Genomic DNA, 12310 nt, shown 5'->3' on the forward strand with positions numbered 1-12310 from the left:
CTAAAACTCAAACTGATAGAGCAAATCTAATGCCTGGTCGAGACCAGACACCGCTTCAAGATACAACTTAGGCATCAGGCGATAACGCAACGTCAGCGTGGCCAGCGAGTCGAAAATGCCCACCCCATATTTTACTTGTAAGCCTGGGAGGACATAGCCGCTCACGACAACCTGGGAATTGTCGCCAACCCCTTGAGTGTCCAGAGCCAAATTACTCACGCCGAATGCCTCGCCGATTTTACCCACAAGTTGACCACTTTGTGCAACCCCCATGCCGATTAACATCGACGTCATGGCGTTGCCGTCGGCGCCTGAGCTGTTCAAGCCCTGGCCGCGCAGCAGATAAGACAGAGCTTCCTGTTGCGATTTGGCCGGATCGGAGAACACTTCCAGCTTCGGCGCATCCGCCAGGCCGGTCACGCGCACGCCGGCGGTCACGTCGTCCTCGGTGGATTCCGGGTTGCGGATCGCTTCGATATTGAGCAGCGGCTGATCCGGCGGGCCGGAGAACATCAGCTGCCCTTTACGCACGATCAAATCCTGACCATAAGCATGGAAGCGACCGGAAGGGATGTCAATCTGGCCGTTGAGGCCCAGCCCTTTCTTGTCCTGCACCACTTTCAAATCACCCTTCAAGCGGGCTTTGAGGCCGAAGGCGTCCAGCCGCACGTCATTGCCGACGTGGATCATCAGGTTGCTATTGATCGGAATCGAGGCGGTCTTCGGTTGAATCGGCTTCAGCTGGTCGTCCAGCATCACTTCGTCGGAAGAGACGCCCACCGCGCTTTCCGGCAGCTCCTGCACCGTGATGCGCGCCCAAGGGATGTCGACCTTGCCGTTGAGCGAGAACAGCTGCGGCGTGGCTTCGAACACCAGATCCGGCGACACGTCGATGCGGATCATCGGCGGCACCGTCACCCGCAGCTTGTCGCCCTTGGCGGCAATGCGCGCACGCCAGGCGTTGATGTCACGCCAGTCGGCATCGCCCGCCAGATTCAGTTGGCCGCGCGTGGTGCTGAGCAGCCCTTCCAGCGTCGAGGTCATGCCATTGAAATTCACCGCCAGCCGCGCGTCGGTCATATCGAACGGCATCCAGTGGCCCTGCACCTTCGCCCGATCCAACGCCAGACGCCCGAACACCAGCGGCTTCTGCGCGCTGCCGCCCAGACGCAGGTTGGCGTTCAGCATGCCCGCCGCGCTTTCGCCCTTCATCAGCGCCGGGTTGATCAGCGCCAACGAAATGTTGGTGATATTGACATTGCCACTGATGGTGCGCCGCACCTGCGGATCCGCCACCTGGATATTGCCGTCGAACTGGCCGTTGTTGGTCAGTTTGATCCGCCAGTCGGCCTGCGCGCGGCCGTTGTTCAGACCGGCGTTGAGGGTCAGCGTATCGAAGGCAATCGGCAGCGCGTTGCCCTGCACCTGCTGCACCACCTTGACGCCGTTGCCGGCCAACGTGACCTTCGCCTCCGGCAGCGCGCCGCCCGGTTTCCAGCTGACGTCGGCTCGGCCGGTGAACACGCCGCTCAGGGCGGTCTCCGGGCCGAGGAACGGCTTGATCATCGCCAGATCGAACCGGTTGAGCACCACGCTGGCCTGGCCGCTCTGGCCGGCTTCGATGGTCTTCGGCACGCACAGCTCGGCATTCGGGTTCTGCCAACAGTGCGGCCCGATACTGATTTTCTGCGCGGTGTTCAGGTAGTCCAGCGCGATGGCGCGCGTCAGGCGCCACTCCCCCACCGGCGTATCGAAGCGGGTATTGTTCAGATTGCCGCGCCAGCGCTGCTGCTGACGATCGAAGCTGCCCTGCAGCGCCAGCTGGCCGGAGACCGGCTTACCGTCGATCTTCAACTGCAGCTGATGCTGCTTCTCGCTGCCTTTGGCGTCCAGGGTCAGCAGGCTGACTTCCAGCGCGTCCTGCTTCAGCTGCTCGACGCGAACCGCCAACTGCCCCTGGATCTGATCCGTGGAGCGCACGTCACCGTCGATCTTCACCCGGTTGATGCGCAGCGCCTGCCACTGCAAGCCGGAGGCGGTCAAATCCGCCAGCAGCTGGGGCGCCTGCAGATTGCCGCGCAGCTTCAGCAGCCCTTTGGCGGTGCCGCCCAGGCCCGGCAGCGCGCCGTCCAGACGCGGCGCGTCGATGTTGGCATCCAGGTTCCAGCTCTTCTCGTCCAGTTGTCCTTTGACGTTCAGTTGGTTGCGCCCCAGCGTCAGATCGATGCCGGGGATTTTCCACTGCCCGGCGGCGTTGCCGCTCAGCGTGCCGCGCGCCGTGACCTTGTTCTGCTTCACGTTGCCGTCCAGTTGCAGCACCGGCACCTGCAGCTGCCAGCTGCCGCCGTGCAGGCTGCCGCGCGTGGTGATCTTGCCGTCGAGTTTCGCCGGCCATTCCGGCCACTGCTTGGCGGTATTGATGCCGCTCAGCGTCAATTGCGAGTTCCAACTGATGGCCTTGCTCCAGTCCACCAGCGCGGTGAGATCGGTATTGCCCTGCAGCGCCGCCAGCCGCAGGCGCTCCAGCTTGAACTGCTCGACGTTGCCTTTGCCGTCCAGCGTCAGCACCGCCGGCGGCAGATCCTGACCTTTCAGATTGGCGCGCGTCGACAACGCATAGTCAGTCGCCTTGCCGTTAAAGCGCAGGCGGAAATCGTTAACCTGGTACTGCGCCTCGCCGCTCAGCGGCCATTTCAGCTGTTTGCTCTGCAGCGTCAGCGCCAGCGGCAGGCCGGCTTCGGCCAGCCGGGTTTGCACATCGAGCTGGGCGCCGACCGGGCCGGACAGGTTCAGCGCGACCTTCAGCTCATCACGCAACCCGCCGCCGATGTTCAGCTTCACCTTTTCGCCCTTCAGCGGCTCGATGTTCAACGCGCTGTTGGCGGTCAGGGCCACCGGCCAATCGCCGGTCAGGGTCGCCTGCCCCTGCACCGACAGCGTGCCCTGCGGCGACTTCACGTCAAAGTTGTCCAGTTGGATATGCTGATCCTGCGTGCTGGCCTGCAGCAACAGACTCGTGATCAGCACGTCGGTATCGCCGGTCAAGCGCAGCTGTTCGCCGCTGATCTCTTTCACGGTGATATCCAGCGGCAGGCGGATGTCCGGCAGATCCGGCAACAGCGGTTTGGCGAACAGTTCCTTCAGCGTTTCGCCAAGCGGCTTCTCTTCCGGCTGCGGCGCCGGTTTCGCCGCGTCGGTAACCTGCTCACCGACCTTTTTCGCCACCTCGACCGCCGGTTGCACCGCTTCCGGCAACGGATTTTGCGGCGTTTTCGGCAAGGCGATCAGCAACGAGCCGATCTTGGTCGGCATCAGCGTCAGCGCGCGCTCTTGCCACTGTGCGCCGGTGCGGAACTCGGCCAGAGAGATGGCGGTGTCGTCGACGGTGACCTTGACGTTGTTCAGCGCCAGCAGGCGCAGGGTGATCGGATAAGGCGTACTGAGATTGGTGGTCGGCTCACTGCTCTCCTCCACCGGCGCGGAGGGCGCCATCTCTTTGGTGTTCACCGCCACGTCCACGTCCTGAGCGGTCAAGGCGTTGACGCACAGCGAGCTGCGTTTAAAGCAGGAGAGCTCGAGGGACAGATGGAATTGCCCGGCGTTGACCGTCACGCCCGGCATCTGATACTTCACGCCCTTCAGCGTCAGATCGCGCCAGCCGCCGCTGACGCCGGCGATCTCCAGCCCCGGCACCCAGCGCGCCGCGCCGTTGATGACCATATGCAAACCGGTGGTGGTCCCCACCAGAAAGGCCAGCCCGCCGATCAGCAGCAGCAGGACGACCAGAAATCCGAGACAAATCTTTTTAACCAGGCTCATAGTTCAGGCCCCAAACCGATGTAGAACTGCATCCCGTGAGTGTCCTTGTCCCCCACGGGCGCGGCGATATCCAGCTTCACCGGCCCCACCGGCGACTGCCAGCGCACGCCTACGCCGGCGCCGGTCTTGAAGTTGCTCTGCTTGATATCGTTCACCGCTTCACCGGAATCGACGAACATCGCCCCCCACCATTTGCCGGTCACGTTGTATTGATACTCCAGCGAGCCGGTCAGCATCTTGGAGGCGCCGGTCAGCTTGCCGTCGTCGCCGCGCGGCGAAATGTCTTTGTACTTGTAGCCGCGAATGCTGCGGTCACCGCCGGCGAAGAAGCGCAAATCCGGCGGCACCTTGTCGAAGTCGTTGGTTTCTATCCATCCCACCTGCCCGCGCGCCACGAAACGATGCTTGTCGGCGAGCGTGCGGATCCAGACGTTCTGCGCCTGCATCAGCGCGAAGTCCACGCCCGAGCCCCAGGTGGTGTCGGATACGTCGATGGAGTAGCGCTGGCTGTCGCCCCAGGTCGGCATCAGGCCGCCGCGCGAGCGGGTGCGGTTGAAGCTGACGCCGGGGTACAGCAGCATGGTGGTGTTGCTGACGTTGCCCTGGGTAAAGTTATCCCAGCGCCAGGTCAGGTTGATCGCCCGCTGCCAGCCGCTGGAGAGATCCCAGTTGCGCGAAGCCACCACTTTGGAGGTCACGGATTTGGTGTCGTTAAGGTCGACGTTCTTGAGCCCGCCCTGCAGCAGGTAATACTGCTCCAGCGGATTCTTCAGCAGCGGGATCTTATAGGTCAGATCCAGCTGCTGCTCCGGCGCCGACACGCTGGCGCTGGTTTCCAGGCTGTGGCCGCGATCGTTGAGCCAGGGCTTTTTCCAGGTGCCTTTCACCCGCGGGCCGACGTCGGTGGAGTAACCGATACCGGTTTCGATGGTATTGCGCGTACGCGGCGTTACCAGCGCGTCCAACGGCAAAATCTTGTTCTCTTTGGCATCGTTGAAATCAGGGGACACCACCACCGAGTTGAACCAGTTGGTGGCGGACAAACGGCGGTTCAGCTCGGCCAAATCCTCCGAACTGTAGTAATCCCCCTGATGAAAGGGCACCAGATTTTGCAGATAGTCTTCGCGGATTTGCGAACCGGTGAATTTCACCTTGCCGAAGCGGTAACGTTCGCCGCTGTTGAAATCGATATCCCAAAACGCCTTGTGCAGATCTTCTGCCACGCCGAGCTGGCTTTTGGTCATGTCGGCGTCGAAGTAGCCTTTGCGCAGCGCCAGGCCGGTCAGCGAGCCTTTGAAACTGTCATACTTGCCGTGGTTGAGGATCTCGCCGATGGTCGGCCGATCCTTCTTTACCAGCGCCAGGTAGTCCTCATCGGTCTTCGCGCCGCCTTCCAGCACGATGTTGGCGCCGGCGATGCGCACCGGTTCGCCCGGATTGACCTTGGCATGCAGCACCGGACGCGACATCCCCGGCCGATCGTCCAGCGTAAACTCGATGGTCGGCTGGTAATAGCCGAGCGCGCGCAGCCCCTGGCGCACCGCCTCATCCACCCGTGCGCGGAAGCGACCGTCGGTGCCGACCTCTTCAGGCGTGATCGACGACAGCCGCACCCGGACGTTTTTTTCCAACTCTCCGCTTAACCCCTCCACCTGCAGCCGCACGTTGGCCGCATAGGCTGCAGGTGCCGCAAGCAACACAGATATCAAGCACATGACCGGGTACTTTGGCACGTGTTCTCCTTATTGATTTTACTTTCCTGTTATGGTGTTCGCTCCGGGGCCAGGGCAGACTCCGCGCTATCATGACGGCAGCCCTCTTCAACCTTCTTCCGGACGCCGCCCGCCGCGCTTTGCCGCCGCGCAACAGGCGAATTCTTCACTTTTGGCGCTCAAAATACTGCGTTAAGCTTATACAAAATCCCACTTGCCGCTTATTGTGGGCAAAGACGCGGTGAGATACAACCGAACCGCCGCCATGTAGGGTCAATTCTTACTGTGACAACAGGAGTCAACCGTGGTGCCATTTTTTGATAAATCACAAACCGTCGATAAGGCAAGCGCGCTGCCTGGCCGCACCACGCCAATGCCTGTCGCAACGCTCAACGTCGTCACCGAACACTCGATGACTCAGGTGCCTGCCGGCATGGAAGTGGCGATCTTCGCCATGGGCTGTTTCTGGGGCGTTGAGCGTCTGTTCTGGCAACAGCCGGGCGTCTACAGCACCGCCGCCGGCTACAGCGGCGGCTACACGCCGAACCCGACCTACCGCGAAGTGTGCAGCGGCCAGACCGGCCACGCCGAAGTGGTGCGCGTGGTGTTCGATCCGCAGGTCGTCAGCTACAAGCAGCTGCTGCAGGTGTTCTGGGAAAATCACGATCCGGCGCAGGGCATGCGCCAGGGCGGCGACGTCGGCACGCAGTACCGCTCGGCGATTTACACGCTGAGCCCAGAGCAGCAGGCCGAGGCGGAAAGCAGCCTGCAACGCTTCCAGCAGGCGATGGCGGCGGCGGGCGACAAGCGCATCATCACCACCGAGATCGCGCCGGCGCTGCCGTTCTATTATGCGGAAGACGATCACCAGCAGTACCTGTTCAAAAATCCGGAAGGTTACTGCGGGCTGGGCGGCATCGGCGTTTGCCTGCCGCCACAGGGCTGATCCGATGCCGGCCGGCGGCACTTTTTTAACCGCTGGCGGCCCCTGTGGGGCAACTGCTATACTGTGCGGGCCGCTTCTGCGGCCCGATAGCTACCCTTCTGGTTGTTATCGCTGCTTTTTTTACTATGTACTACCCTTCCTCTAAGAATTATTAATAAGCTCATTACCATTAATATTCTTAATTTATGGCTTTAGTAACAGTGTGAAAATTATGAAAATAGAGATATTAGGTAATAACCACTACGATGGTGCAGTTCCAACAGAATCAGGGAATTTTAAGAAATGGATAAAATTAAACTATCCAGATATTGAAGTTAGTTTACCTAATAACGCTAAAAAATACGCACTGCATGACTACTCCCTCATATTACCTTTAGTAAATCTAGCTCTAGAAGGTACACTAGTAAATTATCTTAATTTAGTTTATGAATATGCTGAATTTATTTTTAGAGGTTTTCTTAAAGATGAAAAAAACGAGATAAAATTCACTGTAAAATACAAAGACAGCAAAGCAGGGGTTGAGAAGGAATTTCACTTCGAAGGGAGTAGTAAAGACCTAAAAGCCACAATAACAAAATTCAATATAAACAAATTCATGGATGAATAGAAATGTATGGATTGAAATTAAATACACTAAAGTTATCGTTTAATCCTGAGAATGTATTACATGATATCCTTTGCGATTTAAGTAACAGAAATTACAACAGCATGGATATCTCCGTAAAAGAACTAATTTCATCAATAAATTCATCAAAAGAAAAAACCAGTATAGAACAAGAAAAAAACGAAGGCTATATATGGAGTGTTTTTTTCACTCTATTTATAAAGGTGGCATCATTTTGGCGTGAGATTGAAAGGAAAAATTATTATGACTCTTGGGTTAGCTTACAAGATGCTATGGATACTCTTAGACAAGTAAAAAAATTCTACTATCAAGAATCCATAATAATAGATTTTTTTGAAAAACAACTTTTGTCGCTTGAGAAGCTATATCCTTATACAATATTTTCCAGTATAGGCTTCATTGAGGATGGACATGAATGTAGCATATGCAAAAATGATATGGATAGTGATAAATGTGAACATCTGAAAGGAGAGTTGTATTCTGGAGAGGTAGCGTATGCTATAGTAAGAAAAATAGAGAGACTTGATCATTTGGCTTTGGTATATACGCCGCTAGACAAAAGACTTGTCGTAGGCATAAATGACTCACATCCATCATTCAGTGTTTTTTCAGATTTAATGTCTTTTTTTGATAACAAAAACATGAACCCTGTAAACTTTACCGAAGCCGTTACTTTGGACTTTAAAAAGAAAAACCCACAATGGGTTAAGGCTCCTAGAAATTCGATGTGCACTTGTGGTAGTGGATTAAAATACAAAAAATGTTGTATTGCAAATGAGTTTGTAGAACAAAGGCATGTAGAATTCAGGCCTTTTAAGTTGATTTGAATAAGGATGGCAACATGAGAAAAGACGAAATAGATCCAGAATTAAAAGAACTTGCTTATGACTTTTTTTATTGGTATAGCCGCTTTGAATGCGCGCTAAAGGAGAATTCGTTTTTAAAAAGCAATACACCCGGTGATAACGCAGATCCTTGTTGGAATAAATTCATAGTCACTTACAACAAGAACTTCACCCATTCTAGTTCAACTATAAAAATAATAAACCTACACCCCAAAAGACAAAAAATATCCGCAATTGGAAAAATAGAATGGAAAGATGTTGGAGTTGAGCATTGTAGGAACGAACTAGAGAAAACAATAACAATGATAAAAACGGTTAGAAACAACCTGTTTCACGGAGGTAAAAGTGGAGATCGTGAAGTTGATGATGTAAAAAGAAATAAAGATCTCTTGAAATCATGCGTGTCTGCTCTTGCAGAACTAGCTAAATTAGCTAATTTTGACGATGATTTCAGAAGATACTATTAAAAACGAGCAAAAAATGGCTTCTGGTAGGATAGCCTTGAGTCATAAGGCTATTATTTCACATTTCCTTTAACAGTGGAAAATAAAGCTCAGCAGTAATATATAAATATAAAAATTTACATGATAATCTGAAGAAAAATATAGACACGGACTAATAACAAAACCAAGATTTTTATAAAAAAATAAAATATTAACTGATATTCAATTTAATTGCATTCATTATAGTCCATAAACTATGGGTTGCATTTTACTCTCTTTTTATAGACATTCTACAAGCAGTAGCAAAATTCCTCATCCTTAAGCTATACTAGCCCGAGAAGAAATTGCTGCTCGACTCATTGTTGTTGAACAGTTTTTCTAGATAGCGTATCAAATGTTTTTAACTTCCCTTCCGAGGATCTGGTGTGTAACCGGATAGTATATGTTAAACAGTATCTTACTGATTCTTTTTCTGATCGCGGTGAGTGCGTTCTTTTCACTGTCGGAAATCTCTCTGGCCGCCTCGCGCAAGATCAAACTGAAGCTGATGGCGGATGAAGGCAACATCAACGCCGCCAGAGTGCTTAAACTGCAAGAAACCCCAGGCATCTTCTTCACCGTGGTGCAGATCGGCCTGAACGCCGTGGCCATCCTCGGCGGTATCGTCGGCGACGCGGCTTTTTCCCCCACGTTCAAGGTGGTGTTTGATCGCTTCCTGTCGCCCGAACTGGCGGAACAGGTCAGTTTCATCTGCTCCTTCGTGCTGGTGACCAGCCTGTTTATCCTGTTCGCCGATTTGACCCCGAAGCGCATCGGTATGATTGCACCAGAGACGGTCGCCGTCCGGATCATCAACCCGATGCGTTTCTCCATCATGATCTTCCGCCCGCTGGTGTGGTTCTTCAACGGCATGGCCAACCTGATCTTCCGCATGTTCAAGCTGCCGATGGTGCGTAAAGACGACATCACCTCCGATGACATCTACGCGGTGGTGGAAGCCGGTGCCCTGGCGGGCGTGCTGCGCAAGCAGGAGCACGAGCTGATTGAAAACGTGTTCGAACTGGAATCGCGCACCGTGCCGTCTTCGATGACCTCGCGCGAAAGCGTGGTGTACTTCGATCTGCGCGAAAGCGAAGAGAGCATCAAGGAGAAGGTCTCGACCCATCCGCACTCCAAGTTCCTGGTGTGCGACGGCCATATCGATCAGGTGGTGGGTTACGTCGATTCCAAAGACCTGCTGAACCGCGTGCTGGGCAACCAGAGCCTGGTGTTGAGCAGCGGCGTGCAGATCCGCTCGGCGCTGATCGTGCCGGACACATTGACGCTGTCCGAAGCGCTGGAAAGCTTCAAAACCGCCGGCGAAGACTTCGCGGTGATCCTCAATGAATATGCGTTGGTGGTGGGCATCATCACCCTTAACGACGTGATGACCACGCTGATGGGCGATCTGGTCGGCCAGGGCCAGGAAGAGCAGATCGTGGCGCGCGACGAAAGCTCATGGCTGATTGAAGGCGGCACGCCGATCGACGACGTGATGCGCGTGCTGGATATCGACGAGTTCCCGCAGGCGGGCAACTACGAAACCATTGGCGGCTTTATGATGTACATGCTGCGCAAGATCCCGAAACGCACCGACTTCGTCAAATACGCCGGCTACAAGTTCGAAGTGGTGGATATCGACAGCTACAAGATAGATCAGCTGCTGGTCACCCGACTGAGCGACAAACCGGCGGCGGTGCTGCCGAAAGCGCCGGACGACACGCCTGCGGCCTGACGGCGCGAAGGACAAAAACATCAGCGGCCCCACCGGGGCCGCATTTTTTTACCGCTGTCAGCGCCGTGTTCAGCCGACCTCGGCCTGCAGCAGCAGCACCTGGCGGTTCACTTCGGACATCACGCTGAAATGGCGCTTGTCGCGAATCTTCGGCGGCAGGATTTTCCCCTCGTCGAATTCAAATGCGCCCACGTCCTTGATATACAGCCTTCCGCGAAACAGGGTCTTAACGTACTTCGCCACTTTCAAAGGGTTATAACGCTGGAAGATTCTCATTCTTTTACGCTCCTCCCGTTGATCCATGCGCTCAGCGAGCCGCCAAAGGTGGCAGCCTCGAAATTCAGAACGCAACTTGATTGCATGTAGTAGACCCAGTAAAGACCAGATCGTTCACTTCCGCCCGGTGATCTGCACTGGATTTACACTTTTTGACAGAATTGTATATGATGATTTATAACGTTTTCAGGATATCCCTTCAAAATCTGATGATTAGCGAACCAAGGGAAAAACTGCGATCCGGTTAACAGGACAGACCTCTTATCACATCCTATGCTTTAGGCTGTCGAAGTGCTGTCGCACAAATTCCCCCATTTACAAGGAGAAAGCATGAAAACAAGTCGCATGCTGATGGTATCCCTGCTGCTCGCCCCGCTTTTCGCTTCCGCGCACAACTTCCAGCTCCAGCAGCGCGTGGCGCCGGTTGGCGTCAGCGATAAAGGAGAGCTCAATTACGCTGACGGTAATTTTAGCTACCAGAATTGGAACAGCGCGCAGCTCAGTGGAAAAGTGCGGGTGATACAGCACATTGCCGGCCGCAGCTCCGCCAAAGACATGAACGACCCACTGATTGAAGCGATTAAGAAGGCGAAGCTACCACACGATCGTTACCAAACGACGACAATCGTCAACACCGACGATGCCCTGATGGGCACCGCCATGTTCGTGCGCAGCAGCATCGAAGACAGCAAGAAAGAGTTCCCGTGGTCGCAGTTTATCGTCGACAGCGACGGCAACGTGCGCAAAGCCTGGGATCTGCAGCCGAAAGGTTCCGCCATCGTGGTGCTGGATAAGCAAGGGCGCATTCAGTTCGCCAAAGACGGCGCGCTGACGCCGGAAGAGGTGCAGCAGGTGATGTCCAAGCTGCACCAGCTGTTGGCGAACTGACTCAGAACAGCGAAACCCGGAAGCCGGGGTTGAGGAAAGATTCACGCGGGGTATAAAGCAACGGCTTGCCCTGCCAATCGTGAATTTGCGCCCCGGCGGCCACCGCCACCGCGTGTCCTGCGGCGGTATCCCAAATATTGGTTGGCCCGAAGCGCGGATAGAGCTGCGCCTTGCCTTCCGCCACCAGGCAGAACTTCAGTGAGGAACCGACGGACACGGTCTGGTGCTCGCCCAACTGCTGCAGATAGTCTTTCAATTCGTCGTCGATATGCGAGCGGCTCACCACCACCAGCGGCGGATGCGCGTTGCTGACGCCGATCGCCTGCCGCACGCCCTTCTCTTCTTTCCAGGCCTTGCCGCGCTCCGCCAGGTACAACACGTCGATCGCCGGGGCGTACACCACGCCCATCACCGCCTGCCCGTCTTCAATCAAGGCGATATTGACCGTGAACTCGCCATTGCGATGCAAGAACTCTTTGGTGCCGTCCAGCGGATCGACCAGCCAGTAGCGCGTCCAGTTGCGGCGCTCTTCCCACGCCGGCGGATCCTCTTCCGACAGCAGCGGCACCTCCGGCGTCAGGGCCGCCAGGCCGCGCTTGATGATGTGATGCGCCGCCAGATCGGCCGCCGTCACCGGTGAGTCATCTTTTTTCTGTGCGACATCAAGCGGTTGTTCACCGTCGTACACCGCCATGATCGCCGCCCCCGCCTCGCGGGACAGTTGGCAAATTCGCTCTAACATCATGCACCTCAACTCTGCATCTCCGTGGGAAATTTCCCTCTGTCTCTGCTAGCAGACTAGTTTTTTTTACGCCGAATATCCATCTCAACCGGCTAAGCCGCGGGAATTCCTCAGATCTTGTTGGGCACAACTGTGAACTTCCCCGCGTTACCCGCCGCCGTTTTCTGCCACACTTCACAGTTTACTGTGGCAAGCAGTGTTAATTACATTTCCCTCTGCGATAACACTCGAATAATGGAA

Annotated in this window: 10 protein-coding genes; 6 read left to right on the forward strand and 4 right to left on the reverse strand. The window is 55.2% G+C overall.

Translation table 11 applies throughout. The features are described 5' to 3' along the window. Positions 1–3819: a translocation/assembly module TamB domain-containing protein gene (locus H7A77_RS08050; protein WP_089192484.1), complete on the reverse strand. Its 3819-nt coding sequence runs from the start codon at positions 3817–3819 to the stop codon at positions 1–3. Further along, positions 3816–5534: an autotransporter assembly complex family protein gene (locus H7A77_RS08055; protein ID WP_169539905.1), complete on the reverse strand. Its 1719-nt coding sequence runs from the start codon at positions 5532–5534 to the stop codon at positions 3816–3818. Before H7A77_RS08055 ends, H7A77_RS08050 begins: the two co-directional genes overlap by 4 nt. Positions 5535–5838: 304 nt before the next feature. On the opposite strand from H7A77_RS08055, the gene msrA reads away from it, so the two are divergent. The 5 genes from msrA (at position 5839) to H7A77_RS08080 (ending at position 10164) form a co-directional block, all read left to right on the forward strand. Then, the gene (msrA, locus tag H7A77_RS08060; RefSeq protein WP_089192653.1) at positions 5839–6477 is read left to right on the forward strand and encodes a peptide-methionine (S)-S-oxide reductase MsrA; all 639 of its coding nucleotides are present in this window, start codon (positions 5839–5841) and stop codon (positions 6475–6477) included. A gap of 211 nt (positions 6478–6688) precedes the next feature. After that, complete coding sequence (locus H7A77_RS08065; RefSeq protein WP_182074027.1) at positions 6689–7084, forward strand: hypothetical protein; 396 nt, start codon at positions 6689–6691, stop codon at positions 7082–7084. Between the two features lie 2 nt (positions 7085–7086). Continuing rightward, positions 7087–7929 carry an SEC-C metal-binding domain-containing protein gene (locus tag H7A77_RS08070; RefSeq protein WP_182074028.1) on the forward strand — a complete coding sequence of 281 codons (843 nt, stop codon included), beginning with the start codon at positions 7087–7089 and terminating at the stop codon, positions 7927–7929. 14 nt (positions 7930–7943) lie between these two features. After that, positions 7944–8414, forward strand: coding sequence for a hypothetical protein (locus H7A77_RS08075; protein ID WP_182074029.1), 471 nt, complete (start codon positions 7944–7946; stop codon positions 8412–8414). A 418-nt stretch (positions 8415–8832) separates the two neighbouring features. After that, on the forward strand, positions 8833–10164 hold the full coding sequence (locus H7A77_RS08080) for a hemolysin family protein (protein ID WP_042783527.1): 1332 nt from the start codon (positions 8833–8835) through the stop codon (positions 10162–10164). A 69-nt stretch (positions 10165–10233) separates the two neighbouring features. On the opposite strand, the gene H7A77_RS08085 is transcribed toward H7A77_RS08080, so the two are convergent. Next, positions 10234–10440, reverse strand: a complete 207-nt coding sequence (locus H7A77_RS08085) for a DUF1107 domain-containing protein (protein WP_033641639.1) — start codon at positions 10438–10440, stop codon at positions 10234–10236. 330 nt (positions 10441–10770) lie between these two features. Here H7A77_RS08085 and H7A77_RS08090 point away from each other — a divergent pair, with 330 nt between their 5' ends. Then, positions 10771–11328 (forward strand): YtfJ family protein, encoded by a 558-nt coding sequence (locus H7A77_RS08090; RefSeq protein WP_025159587.1) that lies wholly within the window; start codon positions 10771–10773, stop codon positions 11326–11328. Position 11329: 1 nt separating this feature from the next. On the opposite strand, the gene cysQ is transcribed toward H7A77_RS08090, so the two are convergent. Continuing rightward, a complete protein-coding gene (cysQ, locus tag H7A77_RS08095; protein ID WP_033644177.1) occupies positions 11330–12070 on the reverse strand; it encodes a 3'(2'),5'-bisphosphate nucleotidase CysQ in 741 nt (246 codons plus the stop codon). Positions 12071–12310: the final 240 nt, after the last annotated feature.

It is taken from the genome of Serratia sp. ME47 (assembly GCF_903970925.1).
Taxonomy (GTDB): domain Bacteria; phylum Pseudomonadota; class Gammaproteobacteria; order Enterobacterales; family Enterobacteriaceae; genus Serratia; species Serratia ureilytica.

What these genes read in the sequence shown, in the direction of transcription:
- H7A77_RS08070 (WP_182074028.1), top strand. Translation starts at nt 7,087, where the DNA reads ATGTATGGATTGAAATTAAATACACTAAAGTTATCGTTTAATCCTGAG.
- H7A77_RS08075 (WP_182074029.1), top strand. Translation starts at nt 7,944, where the DNA reads ATGAGAAAAGACGAAATAGATCCAGAATTAAAAGAACTTGCTTATGAC.
- H7A77_RS08055 (WP_169539905.1), bottom strand. Translation starts at nt 5,534, where the DNA reads ATGTGCTTGATATCTGTGTTGCTTGCGGCACCTGCAGCCTATGCGGCC.
- H7A77_RS08090 (WP_025159587.1), top strand. Translation starts at nt 10,771, where the DNA reads ATGAAAACAAGTCGCATGCTGATGGTATCCCTGCTGCTCGCCCCGCTT.
- H7A77_RS08085 (WP_033641639.1), bottom strand. Translation starts at nt 10,440, where the DNA reads ATGAGAATCTTCCAGCGTTATAACCCTTTGAAAGTGGCGAAGTACGTT.
- H7A77_RS08080 (WP_042783527.1), top strand. Translation starts at nt 8,833, where the DNA reads ATGTTAAACAGTATCTTACTGATTCTTTTTCTGATCGCGGTGAGTGCG.
- H7A77_RS08065 (WP_182074027.1), top strand. Translation starts at nt 6,689, where the DNA reads ATGAAAATAGAGATATTAGGTAATAACCACTACGATGGTGCAGTTCCA.
- cysQ (WP_033644177.1), bottom strand. Translation starts at nt 12,070, where the DNA reads ATGTTAGAGCGAATTTGCCAACTGTCCCGCGAGGCGGGGGCGGCGATC.
- H7A77_RS08050 (WP_089192484.1), bottom strand. Translation starts at nt 3,819, where the DNA reads ATGAGCCTGGTTAAAAAGATTTGTCTCGGATTTCTGGTCGTCCTGCTG.